The 17,556-nt window shown below is 54.7% G+C and carries 16 protein-coding genes, 1 other RNA gene and 1 pseudogene; 12 read left to right on the top strand and 6 right to left on the bottom strand.

Annotated features, from left to right (window positions below; translation table 11 throughout):
* The first annotated feature begins 132 nt into the window (after positions 1 to 132).
* The 3 genes from ACSYSS_RS07575 (at position 133) to leuA (ending at position 4,341) form a co-directional block, all read left to right on the top strand.
* The gene (locus tag ACSYSS_RS07575) at positions 133 to 1,203 is read left to right on the top strand and encodes an aspartate-semialdehyde dehydrogenase (RefSeq protein ID WP_491703410.1); all 1,071 of its coding nucleotides are present in this window, start codon (positions 133 to 135) and stop codon (positions 1,201 to 1,203) included.
* Positions 1,204 to 1,233: 30 nt separating this feature from the next.
* The gene (locus ACSYSS_RS07570; RefSeq protein WP_491703409.1) at positions 1,234 to 2,022 is read left to right on the top strand and encodes a DUF5701 family protein; all 789 of its coding nucleotides are present in this window, start codon (positions 1,234 to 1,236) and stop codon (positions 2,020 to 2,022) included.
* Positions 2,023 to 2,361: 339 nt separating this feature from the next.
* A complete protein-coding gene (leuA, locus tag ACSYSS_RS07565) occupies positions 2,362 to 4,341 on the top strand; it encodes a 2-isopropylmalate synthase (protein WP_491704275.1) in 1,980 nt (659 codons plus the stop codon).
* Between the two features lie 257 nt (positions 4,342 to 4,598).
* On the opposite strand, the gene ACSYSS_RS07560 is transcribed toward leuA, so the two are convergent.
* Complete coding sequence (locus tag ACSYSS_RS07560) at positions 4,599 to 7,073, bottom strand: transglycosylase domain-containing protein (RefSeq protein WP_491703408.1); 2,475 nt, start codon at positions 7,071 to 7,073, stop codon at positions 4,599 to 4,601.
* A gap of 220 nt (positions 7,074 to 7,293) precedes the next feature.
* Between ACSYSS_RS07560 and ACSYSS_RS07555 the strand changes: the two genes are divergently transcribed.
* From ACSYSS_RS07555 to ACSYSS_RS07545, 3 genes are all read left to right on the top strand, one after another.
* Positions 7,294 to 8,436: an inositol-3-phosphate synthase gene (locus tag ACSYSS_RS07555; protein ID WP_491703407.1), complete on the top strand. Its 1,143-nt coding sequence runs from the start codon at positions 7,294 to 7,296 to the stop codon at positions 8,434 to 8,436.
* A gap of 817 nt (positions 8,437 to 9,253) precedes the next feature.
* Positions 9,254 to 9,349: signal recognition particle sRNA small type (gene ffs, locus ACSYSS_RS07550), an RNA gene on the top strand.
* Between the two features lie 135 nt (positions 9,350 to 9,484).
* Complete coding sequence (locus ACSYSS_RS07545; RefSeq protein WP_491703406.1) at positions 9,485 to 10,897, top strand: phosphatase PAP2 family protein; 1,413 nt, start codon at positions 9,485 to 9,487, stop codon at positions 10,895 to 10,897.
* A 96-nt stretch (positions 10,898 to 10,993) separates the two neighbouring features.
* Here the strand turns inward: ACSYSS_RS07545 and ACSYSS_RS07540 are convergent, their stop codons facing one another.
* The 4 genes from ACSYSS_RS07540 to ACSYSS_RS07525 all read right to left on the bottom strand — a co-directional run bounded on the left by ACSYSS_RS07540 (position 10,994) and on the right by ACSYSS_RS07525 (position 12,359).
* A complete protein-coding gene (locus tag ACSYSS_RS07540) occupies positions 10,994 to 11,161 on the bottom strand; it encodes a hypothetical protein (protein WP_491703405.1) in 168 nt (55 codons plus the stop codon).
* 50 nt (positions 11,162 to 11,211) lie between these two features.
* Positions 11,212 to 11,451, bottom strand: a complete 240-nt coding sequence (locus ACSYSS_RS07535; protein ID WP_491703404.1) for a hypothetical protein — start codon at positions 11,449 to 11,451, stop codon at positions 11,212 to 11,214.
* A 301-nt stretch (positions 11,452 to 11,752) separates the two neighbouring features.
* Entirely contained in the window at positions 11,753 to 11,947 is a 195-nt protein-coding gene (locus ACSYSS_RS07530; RefSeq protein ID WP_491703403.1) for a hypothetical protein, read from the bottom strand.
* A 97-nt stretch (positions 11,948 to 12,044) separates the two neighbouring features.
* Positions 12,045 to 12,359 carry an acylphosphatase gene (locus tag ACSYSS_RS07525; RefSeq protein ID WP_491703402.1) on the bottom strand — a complete coding sequence of 105 codons (315 nt, stop codon included), beginning with the start codon at positions 12,357 to 12,359 and terminating at the stop codon, positions 12,045 to 12,047.
* 116 nt (positions 12,360 to 12,475) lie between these two features.
* Between ACSYSS_RS07525 and ACSYSS_RS07520 the strand changes: the two genes are divergently transcribed.
* The 6 genes from ACSYSS_RS07520 (at position 12,476) to ACSYSS_RS07495 (ending at position 17,158) form a co-directional block, all read left to right on the top strand.
* Positions 12,476 to 12,700, top strand: coding sequence for an SDR family NAD(P)-dependent oxidoreductase (locus ACSYSS_RS07520; RefSeq protein ID WP_491703401.1), 225 nt, complete (start codon positions 12,476 to 12,478; stop codon positions 12,698 to 12,700).
* Between the two features lie 227 nt (positions 12,701 to 12,927).
* Positions 12,928 to 13,575, top strand: a complete 648-nt coding sequence (locus ACSYSS_RS07515) for a DUF3800 domain-containing protein (RefSeq protein ID WP_491703400.1) — start codon at positions 12,928 to 12,930, stop codon at positions 13,573 to 13,575.
* Between the two features lie 247 nt (positions 13,576 to 13,822).
* Positions 13,823 to 14,854, top strand: a complete 1,032-nt coding sequence (locus ACSYSS_RS07510; RefSeq protein WP_491703399.1) for a virulence RhuM family protein — start codon at positions 13,823 to 13,825, stop codon at positions 14,852 to 14,854.
* A 105-nt stretch (positions 14,855 to 14,959) separates the two neighbouring features.
* Positions 14,960 to 15,658 (top strand): SIR2 family protein, encoded by a 699-nt coding sequence (locus ACSYSS_RS07505; RefSeq protein WP_491703398.1) that lies wholly within the window; start codon positions 14,960 to 14,962, stop codon positions 15,656 to 15,658.
* Positions 15,627 to 16,415, top strand: coding sequence for a hypothetical protein (locus tag ACSYSS_RS07500; protein WP_491703397.1), 789 nt, complete (start codon positions 15,627 to 15,629; stop codon positions 16,413 to 16,415). Before ACSYSS_RS07505 ends, ACSYSS_RS07500 begins: the two co-directional genes overlap by 32 nt.
* A gap of 77 nt (positions 16,416 to 16,492) precedes the next feature.
* On the top strand, positions 16,493 to 17,158 hold the full coding sequence (locus ACSYSS_RS07495) for a hypothetical protein (protein WP_491703396.1): 666 nt from the start codon (positions 16,493 to 16,495) through the stop codon (positions 17,156 to 17,158).
* Positions 17,159 to 17,221: 63 nt separating this feature from the next.
* Here the strand turns inward: ACSYSS_RS07495 and ACSYSS_RS07490 are convergent.
* A pseudogene (locus ACSYSS_RS07490) lies at positions 17,222 to 17,521 on the bottom strand (DNA/RNA helicase domain-containing protein); the annotation flags it as partial.
* Positions 17,522 to 17,556 lie beyond the last annotated feature (35 nt).

The raw sequence follows: 17,556 nt of genomic DNA, 5'->3' as shown, positions 1-17,556 counted from the left end.
CCAACCTCGGCTCAGCGGTTTATGAATGAGTTGCGATACGCTATAACCATAATGTACGTTTCGCCGTCCGCCAGCTGTGAGCCGGAGGATTCCTGGAGATGCGCCGAACGGCGGTAATGAGCGGAGGCTCGTATGGTTCGAATCAATGAGCAAGGTATCAACGTGGCTGTTTTAGGGGCCACCGGCCAAGTGGGCATGGTGATGCGCCGCGTGCTCGACGAGCGTGATTTCCCGGTGTGTGACCTGCGGTTCATGGCCTCCGCGCATTCCGCCGGGACGGTTCTTGAATGGCGCGGCCACAAGATCACCGTGGAGGACGTGGCGAAGGCCGATCTGACGGGCATCGACATCGCCATCTTCTCCGCCGGCGGTGGTACGTCGAAGGTCTGGGCGCCCAGGTTTGCTCAGGCCGGTGCCTATGTGGTCGACAACTCCTCGCAGTGGCGCATGGACCCTGAGGTCCCGCTCGTGGTCAGTGAGGCCAATCCCGAGGACTTGGACGAGATTCCCAAGCGCATTGTGGCCAACCCCAACTGCACCACTATGGCTTGCATCCCGCCGCTCAAGGCGCTTTCCGATGCATTCGGACTGAAGCGCCTCATCGTGAGTTCTTACCAGGCGGTCTCCGGTGCTGGCAGAGCTGGCGTGGAGCAGTTGATGAATGAAGCAAAGGTGGCCATCGATCAGGGTGCCGACAAGCTGGTCTTCGACGGCAGCGCCATTGACTTTCCCGAGCCCACGAAAGTGGTGCGCACCATCGCGTTCAACGTGGTGCCGTTCATCGGTGCGCTCGCCCCGGACGGCTCCGAGGAGACTGATGAGGAGCAGAAGCTGCGCAATGAAAGTCGCAAGATTCTGCATCTGCCAAACCTCAAAGCCTCTTGCACCTGCGTGCGCGTCGGCATCTTCACAGCCCACGGCATGAGCGTGAACGCCGAGTTCGAGCGTGACGTCACGCCGGATCAGGCCCGTGAGGTCTTGGAGGGCGCCCCCGGCGTCGAGCTCAACGACATCCCCACCCCGCAGCTTGCGGCCGGCCGCGACCCGAGCTACGTGGGCCGCATCCGCCAGGATCAGGCGGTGGACGGCAACAAGGGTCTCTCATTCTTCGTGGCCAATGACAACCTGCGCAAAGGGGCGGCCCTGAACGCCGTAGAGTTGGCGGAGATCATTGCCCGCAAGCATTTTGCCGATCGGCTTTAGGCGGTTGGCCGGTGGTGAGATACTGAAACCATGTCGAAGGCATCAGTGGAAGTTCAAAGGCAATTGGACCGTATTGTGGCGTTGGGCTACCCCGACGTGGCTGACATGAGCTCGGATGCATTCCGTGCGTTGGCGCGCCCGCTCATTCACGCGTTGGAAGGTTGCAGCGACAGTGAGATAGCTCAGTGGAGCAAGGAGGACGCTGGCAAAGAAACTTCTAATTCTGCGGTTTCCCCTGATTCCAACGGTTCCAACGGTTTAGCTGTATCCGACACCTCTGGTGCCTCCAGTGCGTCGAGCGTCTCGGCGCCCTTCCAGGACCCCGATCATCGCGATCCGGCCACGGACATCCTTCTGGTGCCGACCCGTGAGTTGGTGGCCCCGGCATCGCTGATTGCCCGCACCAGCATCAACCGCATGGCAGGCTTCACGACCATGCCCCCGCGTGACGTTGTCAGTTTTCTCCAGCAGCCCGGGTTCAACCCACCTGAAGGCCCGTTCTACCTGGTCATCGCTCCTCATACCGGCACTTGCTATGTCAATCGCGAGCCCGACGTGGCTCGTAAACTCATCGATTCCGATGAACGCTCGCCCCTGACCCTCGAGGAGGGGCTTGCCGTCGCCACCCAGCACCCTGACTGGCTGGTAGTCAAGAACGGTTTCAATCTGCTTGGCTCGCGTAGCTCCGATGGCCGTTACCCAAGCATTTGGATGAGCCAGAATTCTCCCCGCTTGGGCTCGGTCTGGCCCACCTCCCGCCACACTTGGCTTGGCAACGCTTACTGCTTGGCCCGCCGAGGTGTCTCGCTGTTCGCGTGAGGCGCTGCGCACCAGAGTGGGGCAATGATGCCTGAGCCGCGTCTCAAAATAACATTTTACGGTGAAATCTGTTATTTTGCGCCGCACGTCCTCTTCCGCACTCACTGCCAGTTGGCACCAGCGGCAGGGTGGCGGTGGGTAACGGCTGTGGGTGTAACAATGACCTGCAGTATCTGAGACCCTAGGCACAGGGAAACTTGGTTCGGAGTATCGTGACCTATTGTCTGTATCCAATTTGTCGCTTTGCCACAACGCAACGGGTGACACCAAAAACAAGAAGGAGGAGCGATGGGTCAAGGTCAATTCAACGATCCGGCCGGCGAAAGTACGCATAGCACTATGAGTGCAAGCCAGGTGTCCGTATTCGATCTTGCGGCGGTTGCCGCACAGTCCAATGGAGGGAACAACGATCTGCTGCTGCCTCCCGCAAGATTCATCGGCGGCCCGCAAAAGCCCAGCAAGATGCCGTATTCCAAGTATGCCGCCTACGACAAGCAGGTGCCATTCGACTATCCTGAGCGCACCTGGCCATCCAAGCGCATCCGCCGTGCTCCCCGCTGGTGCTCCGTGGATCTGCGCGACGGCAACCAGGCTCTCGTCAACCCGATGGACAACGAGCGCAAGCTGCGCTTCTGGAACATGCTTATGAAGATGGGCTTCAAGGAGGTGGAGGTCGGCTTCCCGTCAGCTTCCGACACGGATTACAATTTCGTGCGGATACTGATTGAGCGCGAGCTCATCCCCGACGACGTGACCATCGTAGTTTTGACCCAGGCCCGCGAGCACCTGATCCGCAAGACCTACGAGTGCCTGCGTGGAGCCAAGCGCGCCATCGTACACTTCTACAATTCCGTTTCCATGCTGCAGCGCGAGGTGGTGTTCCGCAAGGACAAGGAGGGCATCAAGGCGCTCGCCACGGATGCGGCCAAGCTCTGCCGCGAGCTGGAGGCCGACGCCGGCGGCACCGACATCTACTATGAGTATTCGCCCGAATCCTTCACCGGCACTGAGCCTGACTACGCCGTGGAGGTGTGCAACGCCGTCATCGACGTCATCAAGCCCACGCCGGACCACAAGATGGTGATCAACCTGCCGGCCACCGTGGAGATGACCACGCCGAACGTCTTTGCCGACGAAGTGGAGTACGTCTCCAACAATCTGAAGGACCGCGATTCCATCGTGCTTTCGCTCCACCCGCACAACGACGAGGGCATGAGTGTGGCCGCCGCCGAACTGGGCATCCTCGCCGGTGCCGACCGCATCGAGGGCTGCCTTCTGGGCAATGGGGAACGCACCGGCAACGTCGACATCCTCACCATCGGTCTCAACCTGCTCACCCAAGGTGTGGACCCGCAGATCGACTATTCGAACGTGCCCGAGATTCGCAGGACGGTGGAGTACTGCAACCAGATCAAGGTGGACGAGCGGCACCCGTACGTGGGTGACTTTGTGTTTACCGCCTTCTCCGGCTCGCATCAGGACGCCATCAAGAAAGGTCTGGAGGCCCGTCAGGTGGCCGCCGACCGTGCCGGTGCCAACCTCGATGACTTCATCTGGCTGGTGCCCTACCTGCCCGTCGACCCCAAAGACATCGGCCGCAGCTACGAGGCCATCATTCGCGTCAACTCGCAGTCCGGCAAGGGCGGCATGGCCTACCTGCTCAAGACCAACCACAACCTCGACCTGCCCAAGCGCCTTCAGGTGGAGTTCGAGAAGGTGGTGCAGAACTACGCCGATACGAATGATAAGGAAGTCAAGGACGAAGAGATCTGGCGTCTCTTCAAGGATGAGTACCTGCCCGTGGAGGCCGGTGGCGCTCTGGCTTCTTCTACCAGCACCGCTCTTGGCGACAAGGGTGACGAACATTTGATGCAATGGGGGCGCCTGAAGTTGCTTCATGTCTCCACTGCATCCGGCGAGGACGGTTCCGACACCAAGCTTGAAGCCACGCTGCTGGACTACGGCGAACGAGTAGGTGACCTAGGTGATGGCGTCGCTGAAGGTGGAAACGCTGGAACCGGAGTGCAAACTCAGGGCAGTGCTGCTGAGCCTCTGGAGCGCAAGGTTTCGGGCACCGGTAACGGCCCGCTGGACGCGTTCCTCAACGCGCTGGACTCCATCGGTTTCACAGTTCGCGTGCTCGATTATGCAGAACACGCCATGACCGCCGGCACGGATGCGCTCGCGGCATCATACGTGGAGTGTCGTGTGGGCGGAGAGGCAAGTGGCCGTACCATCTGGGGAGTGGGCATCGATTCGTCCATCACCACCAGTTCGCTCAAGGCGGTCATCTCAGCCATCAACCGCTCTGAGCGCTAAAGTATGTGGCATGTTCCGATCGTTGAAGCATGTGACGGCAAAATCTGCGTTCAACAGCCGTGATTTCGTTACGTAGGGGGCTCATTGGCGGCACAGCGAGGCTGAAATCAAGAACACTGGAATTGCAGCGGTTCTGATTTTTCAGTCTCCCGGCATTCCCAATTAAAAGTCAGGCAGAACGGACAGTGTTTGCTCAGATTGTGTCCGGTTAGTCGGATGTTGGCGTGATGTCGGGCAGAACGGACAAACAGAGTGGGCTATTGACCCGATGATTGGCCGGCGGACTCACCGGTCTGGTCGCCTGAGGGCGGATTGGTCGGAGGCTGGCTGGGTTCGGGCGTGGGAGTCGCTGGTTGCTGCTCATTCGTCCCGCTGTTCCCGCTCGAATCGCTGTTGGCGTTTGTGCTGCTGCTGGAACCGCCTGCGTTGCCTTCTTGCCTGCCGTCCGGATTGGCAGTGCCGGAATTGCCGTTCGATTGCGTGCCTGTGCCCAACCTGTTGTAGCTGTAAGTCCCCGAGCCCGAGCCTGTGCCCCAAGTGCCGTCCGAGCCGCCGATCTTGCCCGTGTCTTTTGCGGTCGGGAAATCCTCATTGGGCGAGTTGGCCAGTGTCTGGCTCATGTACTTCGTGAAGAGGTGCACCGGGTAGTCGGCGGTGTCGCCGAAGCTGCCGAACCGCGGCACCACTTGTGGGTTTCCGTTGGCATCGGGGTTCCAGATGCCGAACACGGTGACGATGCTTGGGGTGAACCCCACGAAGCTGCCGGCCGTCTCGTCGTTGGCGCTGCCTGATTTACCGGCTATGTTCCTGCCGATTCTTCTGGCTTCCGTGGCCGTGCCGTATTGCACGGTGCCGGTCATGGCCTTGGTCACCAGAGCCGTGTCGCTGGCCTTGAACACCTGTGTGGTGCTCACCGGTGCGTTGTACATCTCCTTGCCGGTGGAGTCCTTCACACTCGCCACGATGTGCAGCGTCGGCTTGTTGCCTTGGTTGGCGATGGTGGCATAGGCCTGAGCCATGTCCTTGATGTGCACGCCGTCGTTGCCCAGCACGGTGAAGGGGTTGGAGCCGGTGACGAGTTTGGGGTCCATGCCTGCGTTTTGTGCGATTTGGGCCACCGTCTTGGCTCCTAGGTGCTCTTGGACATCCATGAACACGGTGTTGATGGAGTTCGCTGTGGCGTTGTAGAGGTTGGTGTAGCCCCAACTGGTGTTGGCGTAGTTTTGCACAGGGGCCGAGATGCCGGCATAGGTGCGCGGGGAGTTGCCGTTGAATATGGTGTTGAGATTCACCCCTGACTGGATGGCACCGAGCAGCGCGAACGGCTTCATGGTGCTGCCTGGCTCGTACTTGGCCTGCGTGGCGTTGTTGTACTGCTTGGCCAGGTAGTCGTCGCCTGCATACACGGCCTCTATCGCGCCGTTCTTCACATTGGCGCTCATGCCGCCGATCTGCACGCCTGCCGGCACCACTCCCGCGCCGTCTTTCGTGGGGCTGGCCACGTTGAACATGGTGTCCTGCTTGGCTTTGTCGATGGTGGTCACAATCTTGTAGCCGCCGGTGTCGAGGTCGTTCTTGGTGAAGGTCTTGCTGTTCACCAGCTCGTCTCGCACCATCTGCAGGAGGTAGCCCTGCGGCCCGGCGTACCAGTTGGGCTGCTGCTGCACGGGCTGTGTGGCCGGCATGGTCTGGTTGTTCTTGAAATCGCTGTTTGAAATGTAATGCTCGTCACGCATGGCGGTGATGACTCGGGTGTAGCGTTTCTGCGCCATCTTCGCGTTCACCGCCGGGTCCCAGTTCGTGGGGGAGGGGATAATGCCTGCCAGTAGCGCGGACTCGGATGCCGTGAGGTCTTTGGCGTCCTTGTTGAAGTAGGTCTTCGCCGCTGCCTGGATGCCATAGGTGCCACGGCCCAGATAGATGGTGTTCATGTAGTTGCAGAGCACCTCGTCCTTGCTTTGCGTCTGGTTGATTTTGAGGGCGAGAATGGCCTCTTTTACCTTGCCTTTGTACGTGTGGGTGTCGCCCATGTAGTATCGCTCGGCGTACTGCTGGGTGATGGTGGAGGCGCCTTGTCTGTCCCCGCCGGTCACGTTGTTGAGGAAGGCGCGGGCTATGCCTTTGAAATCCACGCCCTTGTCTTGGTAGAAGCTTCGGTTCTCGGAGGCGACGATGGACTGGCCGACGTATTTTGGCAGGGCGGAGCAGCTGATGATGTCTCGGTTCTGCTCGGCGAAGCTGCCCATCTGGGTGGTGCCGTCGGCGTAGTATACCGTGGTTCTGGCGGCCATGGCCATTGCTTCCGGAGCCGGCACTTCGGTGGTGACGTAGAGGTACGCGAAGGCTGCCACGCCCGCTGCAAGAAGAGCAGCGAACAGGCCGATCGTCCACTTGAGCACGAGATGTTTGCTCTTGCCTGGTCTGCCGTTGCGCGGTGTATTCCCTCTGCGTTGGTGTGAATTGGCGCTCCTGTGCGAATGATATGAACCGGAACGGCGATGCGAATCATTCGTGTTCGACCTGTGGCGCGCTCCATTTGGCGCCTGGTTGCCGCCGGCGGTGGAGTAGCTCGTCGTGCTGCGGCTTTGTACGGTGCGTCTACGGTTTGAGGTTAAGGATCTTCCTGTGCCGCCTTGGCGCGATGCATCCCCGCGCCTGCTCGTGCTCTGGCGAGTACGCCTAGCATCGGCGTGTTCGCCGTAGGATGAAGCTTTCTGACTTCTGGTTGCCATAGGGACTACGCTAACCGTTCCCCCTGAACAACTGCTGATTTGCTCAGGGCCAAAGTGCGGCCATTTGTGTGTGATGGACGGCAGGTGCGACTGTCGGCAGCGCTCGAATGATCACAGTTTAGAAATGATTGCAGTGAATTGGCTTGAGATGCCGTTCTACAAGGTCTGCGCTAAAATGAAGTTTTGGAACATAGAAATTGGACTTATAAGAGGAGTCGCAATGAGCATTCGCGTAGCTGTGGCAGGCATTGGTAACTGTGCCTCGTCGCTGATTCAGGGCGTGGAGTATTACAAGGACGCAAAGGACGATGAGAAGATCCCCGGCCTCATGCACAACGTGTTCGGCGGGTACCGCGTGCGCGACATCGAGTTCGTCACCGCGTTCGATGTGGATGCGCTCAAGGTGGGCAAGGACATCTCCGAGGCCATCGGCGCCTCCCAGAACAACACCTATAAGTTCTGCGACGTGCCGAACAAGGGCGTCGAGGTGCTGCGTGGGCCGACCTACGATGGTTTGGGCGAGTATTACAAGCAGATGATCACCGAGTCCGACAAGGAGCCGGTGGACGTGGCCCAGGTGCTGCGCGACAAGAAGGTCGACGTGTTGGTCAGCTACATGCCCGTCGGGTCCGAGCAGGCCGACAAGGCCTACGCACAGGCCGCCATGGATGCGGGCTGCGCCTTCGTCAACTGCCTGCCCGTCTTCATTGCCTCCGACCCTGAATGGGCGCAGAAGTTCCGCGATGCCGGCGTGCCGATCATCGGCGACGACATCAAGAGCCAGGTCGGCGCCACCATCACCCACCGTGTGATGGCCCGTCTCTTCGAGGACCGCGGTGTGCGCCTCGACCGTACGTACCAGCTCAACGTGGGCGGCAACATGGACTTCATGAACATGCTGCAGCGCTCGCGCCTGGAATCCAAGAAGGTCTCCAAGACCCGCGCCGTCACCTCCATCGTGCCGCACGACATGGATCCGCACAACGTGCACATCGGCCCGTCCGACTACGTGGCGTGGCTCGACGACCGCAAGCTCGCGTTTGTGCGTTTGGAAGGCACCACCTTCGGCGATGTGCCGATCAGCCTTGAGTACAAGCTCGAGGATTGGGATTCGCCGAACTCCGCAGGCATCGTGATCGATGCCGTGCGCGCCGCCAAGATTGCGCTCGACCGTCACCTCTCCGGCCCGATTCTCGCGCCGAGCTCCTACTTCATGAAGTCCCCGGCTGTGCAGCATGAGGACAACGAGGCACGTCAGCTCGTTGAGGAATACATCAAGGGCGACGTGGAGAAGACCGAGGACCAGCTCAATGCCGATGTGGCCGATGCCAAGGCCAACGGCAAGGACGTCTGGCACGCCTGAGGTTTTGAAGCGTTAACGTAACTCCCGCAGTTCTGGACGGCAACGTCACTAACTGCGGGAGTTTTGTATGCCCGTCCTTCCTTTTCGCAGTCAATAGACGCAATCCTCCGTTCCTGACTGCGGCGGTTTGCGTTATGTTCCCGCAATTAGCGCTGGAAAGCGTCGCTGTTTGCGGGAGCTTCATTGTTTTCCCGTGATTTATGCCGCCAGAGGTCACCATTGCGCGGGAGATGTCATCTTGCCCTGTGATTTATGTCGTGTCAGATGGAATACTCCGTCGGCCTCGGTGTTTCCCACGGTAAATAATGCCCTTCATTGGTATGATGTGTAGTCGTTTTGTTCGGTTGCGGTAATGTGTGACATTTGATGGCATAATCTGTCGGTGTCTGATTGAGATGCGGTAGATAGTGCCGTATTGTGGCATTATTCGTCGGTACTGCATGTATTTGCGGTAATGAGTGACGTTATATGGCATTTTTTGTCGGCCTCAATATCGGGCACGACAATTAGTGACGTTAACTAGCACGATGAGTAGTCGTAGGAATGAGCTGCGGTAGATAGTGCCGTTTGATGGTACGATTTGTCGGCGTGTGTTGGTTCCGCGGTGATTAGTGACGTTTTACGGCATGGTTTGTCGGCATTTAATCAATCTACGGCAATTTATGCCGTTATCTGGCATTATCTGTCGTTGCGTTTGGATTGTGAGGTAAATAGTGACGTTTGATGGCCTAGTCTGTCGGCATGGAAGGGTTGCGTGGATGTGTAAATGCCATTGCTCATGCTGATTGGTGGCCGGTTCGTGGGGTGCGGTATACTAGTAAGGCCTTCACGTGGCGTTACGTCGCCCAATCCCCCAGGGCAGGAATGCAGCAAGGGTAAGCGGCCTCTGACGGGTGCGTGAAGGTTTACTTCTATCTTGTTCTCTCTGTGTCAGTTTTTGTAGTGTGCCATGGCGACGATGCCATTGTGATGATATTATTTCCTCCATCTGAATTAGCTATGCTCAGGGCTTTGCCGCTGTCGGCACTCCTCGTCTACAGTTCTACATATGACCGATAGCAATTTTGACCAGAATCAGCAGCCAGCCGCGCCCTCGTCTGCACCTCCGGCTCCGCCTGCATCCAATGTTCAGCCTGGTGCTCATTCAGGTCGGTCTTCGGAGCAATCCGGCGTTTCCGTGCCCGCAGCCCCATCCGTTTCAGCCCCGTCATCTGCTTCGGCACCGGCGTTTGCCGCGTCTGGTGCAGAAGAACTGCACTTGGTGCCATCGAATTCTGGTGCGGAGGCTTCGTCTGAGTCTGATCGAACGGTCAATGGTGCCGATATACCTCAACGCATCATTCATGTGACGTCTGAGCCTGAGCCGAAGGGCCGTCGTGGCGGCAGGCAGGGTAGGAAGAAGAAACGGGCAGCCATGGCTGAGGGAGTCAGCGAGACTGCAAACACGCAACAGGTTGAGGCAGCCGGCGGTACCGCGAGCGCACAATCGGCCGATCGCATCAACGCTGAAGTTGAGGGTGGTCCATCTTCGGCAATGTTGAAGGACCCGTTGCTTAAGCGCCCACGCATAGCCTCCATTGTGCTCTGTGCGGCGCTTTCACTGGTATATTTCGCTGCAGCTGCGGGGGTCTATTGGGCCGGTGTCCATACGCCATACGGCCAGCACTATGATGACATGGTCTGGAAAGGGTTGAAGTCCAACATTCCCAGCTGGGTGGTGGTTGTTTCCTCAATGCTTTCGCGGGAAAAGGCGGTGCCTGCTATCAGCATTATCATGGCGGTGCTGGCGTTCATCGTCATCGTCGTTCGCAAGCGTTGGTGGCTGTTCGGGCAGGGCCTAGTTTTTGGCGTTGTCTGCTACGCTCTGACTTGGTTCAAGCGTGTGCTGCCCCGGCCGTCGTTGGTGCACACCTATTCCCAGCCCTCAAATAGCGCTCCCTCCGGGCATACCCTATTGGCGATGGGTGCCAGCATCGTGCTGCTCATTGCTGTGCCCCGGGTCTGGCGGGCGGTGGTGGCACTGATAGGCGGTTCGTATTCGGCGTTGGTGGCGGTTTCGTTGGTGGTGGGGCGGTGGCACCGGCCGACCGATGTCGTTATGTCGATGCTGTTGGCTTGTGGCGTGGCGTTTCTGGCGCTCGCCTTCACACGGTCGTCCGGCATGGACGAGCCGGGCACGCGGGTCTCGTCGGCAGGTATTCAGATTGTGGCCAGTGTGATGATCACCTTTGGCGTTCTGTTTACGTTGTATGGTGTCTTCGTACTGTGGAACATCTTCCCAGGCCTTGGGATTGGGGCGATGTGGGCGCTCAGCGGAGCCTATTCTTCCACATTGATATGCATCACAGGTCTGACATCATTGTCGTTTGGTTTGCTGCTTGCCGTGCGTCATCTGACCGCCGCGCCATTGAGCAAGATTGGTCTTATCGGCGCTCCTCCCGCTCCTCCCGTTGAACGGTAGTGGAAGGTTGTCTGCGAAAGCAATCGCATAGGGCGCTGCACGCATGCATCTGCGCAAATGTTGAGTTTGTCTCAATGAAAAGCGTCTCTTACCATATCAGCGGCCTTGAAGCCACTTTTTACGTTGCACCTCCTCGTAATCGGCAAAGATATTGTCTTTCCAAGACTCGGCCTTTGCCTTTGCGAGGCTCTTACGTGTTTCAGCATCGATTTCAGCAATGAGTTTTTGAACGGTTTCCTCTGCCGACTTCTCTGTATTGTTCATGATAGCCTCCTTTACATTTGGCATGCAACACATAATGTATGTTCAGTCTGCTAGCCAGTGCCATCTGTTGTTTGTTTCAGCTTATCTTGTTCAGAATGGTTTTGCCAACGTTTCAGGATGAGATGTATATTGACGAATGGAGTATTAGGAGTAGTGGCCATGGTAAACAGTTCATTATTTTGCTTTATGAATTCCAGCAATTCCGAGTGCAATGCAGGATAAACGATTTCCTCTGCTGTAAGGTCATTGGCTATATAGGTGCAGATTTGTTCCAATTTATTGAACAGCATAATTGCGCCTGCCTTGGGCTGTGCTTGTCTGCGTAATGCATGTTCGAGCGAGGATGCTGTGGATAAGTGCTCAGGTGTTTTGAATCATTCGCGTTGCGGGACGCAGCGGATTATTGGAGATGAAAGGAATGGCTGAAACGCAAATGAAATAAGGCAGGGCGTTCAAAACATGAAGTTCCAGCACAGTGTGATATCCGTACTGGCTGGAACTTCATTGTATGGCGCCGATTTGGTTCGATTCCCATGCTGACTGAGCCTGAATTGAACGAGTCGGCGCAAGTCCGGGAAGGACAGATAAAAGTCAGTTTTTCTTCATCTTGTCGGCGGTGTCCTTGGCCTTGCCGGCGAGATCATCGCTTTTGTCGCTGGCGAATGCGGCGGCCTCCTTCGACTTGTCCGCCACCTTCTTCGCGGCCTCCGAAGCTGAGTTTGCGGCTTTCTGGGCGCCTTCCGAAACCTTGTTCGCCAGGCCCTGGGCTTCCTTCTTGATATCCATAATGCTCCTTTCGACGTTGATGATCACTACTCACTCTCCAGCATAGACGTTCGTGCTCGTGCCGCACAATGCTTCCGCTGTTGGGTGAGAGGTATGGTCAGCGCGCGTCCATACGCACTTCGAACCGTTGGCTCGCACCGTGGGAGTGGGGAGCGGCGATTGGGATTTCAGTGGCATCCACATTGGTGACGTGGCTCCATTCAGGTCCTACTTTGAGCTGTGCCACGAATGTTGACACTGCGTTGCGGCTGCCTTCAGCTTCGACTTCCACGGCACCGTCGAAACGATTGCGCACCCAGCCGATGATGTGAAGCCTGCGGGCTTGGGTGACGGCGAAATAGCGGAAACCGACGCCCTGCACACGGCCTGTCACCGCAGCGTGGATGCGCACGGTCTCTAAATAATCGGTCACTTTCTCTCCTTGAGCGCTTGATGCCGTTCGATAACATGGTTCACTGTAACCATAGCCGTGGCCGCTGCCAGTGCAATTTGGCGTGGACGCCCACTGGCTGGGAGACTACAGCATCCGTGCCAACTGTGCACCCAGGAATGATCGAGGCCGACATGATCCGTCAGTCGATGGAGCAGAATCCGGAGATTTGGGACCCGCAGCTCAAGGGCATCCCACTCGGGCGCATCGGCAAGCCCGAAGAGGTGGCGAATCTGGTGTTGTTCCTCGCCTCCGACGAGTCCAGCTACTGCACCGGCGCCGAATTCGTGATCGACGGCGGCAAGGTGTCAAAGGACAAGTAGACAGTGCAAGCGTGCGCTCGCTTGGGTGCGGCGTGCTGGTTTGGGTGCGGGCAACGCCTGCACGTTAGGTTGAACTTTTGCATTTTTGCAATGGTTCAAACTAGGGGGATAACGCAGGGTTCCTTCCACGCTCTTGATGTCAGTATCGCCGTGAGCCGCCATGCGAACAGTCTGTGACCAATGCAGTTCCTGCAGTGGGCTACGGCGACATAGGGTATCATAAATACATGGATAATGAAGTTCTGTATGTTTTTCTTGACGAATCCGGCAACCTTGCCAGTGCAGACAGGGGCACCAACTATTTTGTCATGGCTGCCGCATTGACTGATGATCCGGATTTTTCCTCTCGCTGTTTGCGAAGACTCAAGTATGAGTTTTTGGCGCGCAACGTTGATGAGCCTCATTTCCACGCTACACAGGATAAAAAGGGCGTGCAGAGACGTGTTCTGCACACTATTCATGATTCGTATTTTGACCGTGCTTCGGCATTCGTCGTCTATGCGGACAAGCGGAACATTGTCTCTGAGCAGACTGAGGCTGAGATCTATGCCAAAACTTGCAGTGAAATCAGTCGTCGTATTGTTGCGGATGCAGGAAGCTTGTACTGCAAGGTGATTCTCGTTTTTGATTCTGTTTTGCAGGGGAAGAAGAAATCGCAAGCATTGGCTGCAATAAAGACGGAGCTGAAATCAATGCCACATCCTTGTACGTACAACATTTATTTTCATAGTGTGAATTTTGATTTCAATGGGCAGGTTGCCGACTATATTGCTCATGCAGCATTCGTGGATTTGGAATCCGGCAAACACGAGTTTCGTGAGATACTGGATGATCATAATGATGGAATCTCTTATGAGGAGATCAGATTGTCTTGAAATAAGCAAGATATAGCAGCAATAAAAAGAGAATGACCACTCGACCTATCGTTGTAGATGAATCTTTGCGAAGAACTCCCGGAGTTCTTATCGATCGAGTGGAACTTTTACAGCTTAGTATAGCGTATTTTGCTATACATGGTCAAGTATTGGGTTGAATTTAGAAGTGTAATGCTCGTCATAAAAGGGTGATTCATGTGATAATAGGTCATAGGGAAATTTCGTTTTGACGAGGAGGTGTGGTGCGATGGTGGATAAGAATAATCGTGAGACAGCTGGGCAGCCGGCTCGGACCCAGCAGGCCGAGATTGTGCTGTACAAGCAGGACGGGCGCGATGTGCCGGTGCAGGTGACGTATCGCGACGAGACGTTTTGGATGCCGCAGAGCGGAATGGCTGAGCTATTCGGGGTTAGTCCGCAGACTATCGCTCGGCATCTAAAGAACATTTACGATGAACAAGAACTGACGCGTGAGGCAACTTGTACAATTTTTGTACAAGTTCGAAATGAAGGCGGCAGAAGGGTTGAGCGCAAAGTTTCCTTCTACAATCTCGATGCCATCATCGCAGTGGGCTACCGCGTGAACAGTTTGCAGGCCACGAAATTCCGGCAATGGGCCACGGCGACGCTCAAGGAGTACGTGATCAAGGGGTTCGTGCTCGATGACGACATGCTCAAGAACGGCCGGCCGTTTGGCGATGACTATTTCGAGGAATTGCTTGGGCGCATCCGCGACATTCGCGCCTCGGAGCGGAGGTTCTACCAGAAGATCACCGACCTGTTTGAAGACATCAGCGTGGACTACGACAAGAATTCGCAGACGGCGCGTGATTTTTTCGCCAGCGTGCAGAACCGTTTCCACTACGCCGTCAGCGGGCATACCGCAGCCGAGATTATCGATGAACGTGCGGACGCGGACAAGCCGAATATGGGGCTGACCAGTTGGAAAGGCTCACCTGAGGGGCGCATCCATTCCAGTGACGTGACCGTGGCGAAGAATTACCTGAGCCAGGAGGAGATCAGCCATCTGAACCAGTTGGTTTCCGGTTTCCTCGATGCCGCCGAGCTGAGGGTGCGAAACCACACTGTGACCACGATGGCTCAGTGCGTGGAGCTCTGCGACCAATACATCATGTTGACTGGTGGCAAGGTGTTGCAGGGCCGTGGTGCGCGAAGCAGAAAACAGGCCGACCATAAGGCCGAGGCGGAGTACGTCAAGTTCGAGAAGACGCAGAATTCAGACTTCGACAAGTTCATGAGGCAGGTGGAGGGGAAGTAACGCCAGAGTTTGCAAGGTTTCAATCTAGAAGCGTAACTTATATATAGAGTCGACGAAATCTCGTTTCGTGGCAAATTTACTATATGATATTGATATTATTTCAGTATGACTATTCCAGAGACTAGGCCAGTCTATATTCTTGGTGCGGGCTTTTCAAAGGCGATTAATAAGAAAATGCCTTTGATGGATGAATTGGGTTTATCAGTTACAGAGAAATTTAAACAAAAGACCAATCGAGACATTGGCTTCCATGACGGCCAGTCTTTTGAACAGTGGCTTTCACTTGCATCAGAGGATATGCCGTTTAAGAAGAGCTACGAAAATCTACAGCGTGCAGCAGATGCGGAACTACTTGTCTCTTTAATTGCAGATGAGTTGGATAATATAATACAAAACAATGGTTCCGCCACGTTTCCTTTTTGGTTGCGGCAATTGATTGAAATCTGGATTATTGAAAAAGCGAAAATTATTACCTTTAATTATGATACTTTACTAGAGCAAGCAATTAATAAGGTGTTGCCACTTGTTATCGAGGGCCCACAAGCTGAGTCTATTTATGCAGATCAATGTGTATTTCCTAGACCCAGTGCCGAGATAGGTAATACTGTTTTGGATATTGCTACTCGGGTACCATCTCTTGAAAGTATGCAAATAATGAAATTGCATGGTTCGTTGAATTGGTACTGGGCTGCAGATGACTCTCTGGGTTCGTCATTAAGAAGAGTGCCAGTAAGGGATTCTGTGCAAGCCGAAGATCACTCTATACAGGGTCTTGATAGATTTTCTTATTCCGCCTGTTTCTGAAAAGTCAAAGTACTACCACCCATATTTAACTCGATCATTGTGGAGAGATGCATACAATGCTATTCGTAATGCTTCTTCAATCACGTTAATGGGTTATTCGTTACCACAAACGGATGGGGTTACCTCTGAACTTCTAGGTAATGTAATTAAAGCGAATAATACGTCACTTAATATTGTTGATTACTACCCGGGACGCATTGACAGGAAATCATTGACGAAAAGGGCAATGAATGCAACGACTATTGAGGAAAAGAATGTCCGGCGATGGGGTGGTAAGAGCTGTCTGGAGCGATTTGTTGCTGATCATATCGAAACAATGGCAGCGAATCTAAAAATGCATATATTGTCTGATGAAAATTCTTGCTCTTGTGCGTTGGCAATGGCTCGTACGGAAAATGGAAACGGGTATCAGGATTTTTGGAGCTTGCAGCTTAAGGGGTCACACATAGTGTTAAGGGCGCCGGAAGATCCGGGTAAAATTGCCAACAATTCTGTTTGGGAAGGTGCGAAGAATCTATCACAGCAAATTAATAATTCAGAGTTGGGGAAACCTGTAACTGTTGAACAGTTAGATGAAATCCTTAAAAAACGAGGGAAAATAAAGATTGCTCAACTGAATGAGGCTGGAGAAACAATACGTGAGTTTACCGCGGTTAATGCGCAAATTGCGTATAGCGCGCAGCCTCACAATCCGAATGATATCGTGCTTAGCGTAGTAGATGAAACTCCTGGCTCTGTTTTCGTTAAAGGAGCGTGAGCTAAGTAAATGTCTTGTGTTGCATGAATTTTCTTTTGAGTGGTTTCATACTGTTGAATAGTAGGAGAAGTATTACGGTGGATAGTAAGGATTGGCTGACGATAATTCTGTCGTTTTTTGCACTGCTTGTTTCAGTTGCTACTTTCTTCTATAACGCACGTCGACAACCAGAAGCCGAACCATTGGTTTTGTTGCAGTATGGTGGCGAGAACATTCTTCCTGATTTTAGTGATGGAAAGTCTAAGCCACAATTTGTGGGCTTTCTCGTTAATGCTGGTGATGGGAAGGCGTTTAATGTAAGCGTGGAAGGAATTGGTTGCGAAGCGACGATGTGGGATTGTCGTTTGAATGAAGCGCCAGTGACTAGTCTAAATGCAAGGTGGATTCAAGCTCAAGTACGGAACTTGCCAGAACTCACAGGAGAAACGATGCGTTGTTTCGTGACCATCCGCTTTCCTAATTCAGCTAGTCGTATTGCTGAAGCAGGAATCGGAGTGCATTGGTCGTGCGCGCCAACGCGTTTGCATAAGTGTCAATACCGGCAGTTGAGTTTGTTTGGTACAGTTCCTCAAAAGCTAAACTATTTTGAACGTATCCAAAATGCGTATTCGAACTATAAACGGCATAAGAATTTACATGAAGAACAAAGAAAAGTAGCAGGGGAGCTGCGGATTCGGATTAACGATTTATCGTCATCGTCAGATTTGTCTAATGATAGGAAAAAGAAGAGCAGTGGTAAATAAGACTGTATTGAAGATACAGTTATTGCCTGAGAAGTAGCTATTGTGGAGCTATTAGTGCTCAGCTTAATGTGATCCCTGGTACACGTCCATGAGCCGTTGCTGCAACGCTGGGTCTACGGCGAAGAGGTAGAGGCCGTGGACGCCGCGCTTGAGTAGCACGTTGAGTTCGTTCTTGAGGTTCTCTTCGGCGAAGTTGCCTAGGTCCTTGCGAGTGTTGGTGGCCTTGTCGTTCTTGCTGGCCGTGAGGTCAAAGACGACTCTGCCGTCGCGGTATTTCACTGATGGCCCGATGATGACCCCGGCGTAGTTGAGGTCGAAGCCCTGGATGGTGAACGTGGAACCGACCTCGCCGATGGTGTATGGCAGTTTCTACACTTGCGCTTGATTTTTTTGATAAT

Source organism: Bifidobacterium sp. ESL1118, from assembly GCF_058505595.1.
Note: the sequence above shows the minus strand (reverse complement) of the source record. Positions and strands in the feature narration are given on the sequence as shown.

Coding starts and splice junctions, on each gene's coding strand:
- leuA (WP_491704275.1), top strand. CDS start 2,362: ATGAGTGCAAGCCAGGTGTCCGTATTCGATCTTGCGGCGGTTGCCGCA.
- ACSYSS_RS07530 (WP_491703403.1), bottom strand. CDS start 11,947: ATGGATATCAAGAAGGAAGCCCAGGGCCTGGCGAACAAGGTTTCGGAA.
- ACSYSS_RS07540 (WP_491703405.1), bottom strand. CDS start 11,161: ATGAACAATACAGAGAAGTCGGCAGAGGAAACCGTTCAAAAACTCATT.
- ACSYSS_RS07555 (WP_491703407.1), top strand. CDS start 7,294: ATGAGCATTCGCGTAGCTGTGGCAGGCATTGGTAACTGTGCCTCGTCG.
- ACSYSS_RS07570 (WP_491703409.1), top strand. CDS start 1,234: ATGTCGAAGGCATCAGTGGAAGTTCAAAGGCAATTGGACCGTATTGTG.
- ACSYSS_RS07545 (WP_491703406.1), top strand. CDS start 9,485: ATGACCGATAGCAATTTTGACCAGAATCAGCAGCCAGCCGCGCCCTCG.
- ACSYSS_RS07505 (WP_491703398.1), top strand. CDS start 14,960: ATGACTATTCCAGAGACTAGGCCAGTCTATATTCTTGGTGCGGGCTTT.
- ACSYSS_RS07535 (WP_491703404.1), bottom strand. CDS start 11,451: ATGCTGTTCAATAAATTGGAACAAATCTGCACCTATATAGCCAATGAC.
- ACSYSS_RS07560 (WP_491703408.1), bottom strand. CDS start 7,073: ATGGCAACCAGAAGTCAGAAAGCTTCATCCTACGGCGAACACGCCGAT.
- ACSYSS_RS07515 (WP_491703400.1), top strand. CDS start 12,928: ATGGATAATGAAGTTCTGTATGTTTTTCTTGACGAATCCGGCAACCTT.
- ACSYSS_RS07575 (WP_491703410.1), top strand. CDS start 133: ATGGTTCGAATCAATGAGCAAGGTATCAACGTGGCTGTTTTAGGGGCC.
- ACSYSS_RS07510 (WP_491703399.1), top strand. CDS start 13,823: ATGGTGGATAAGAATAATCGTGAGACAGCTGGGCAGCCGGCTCGGACC.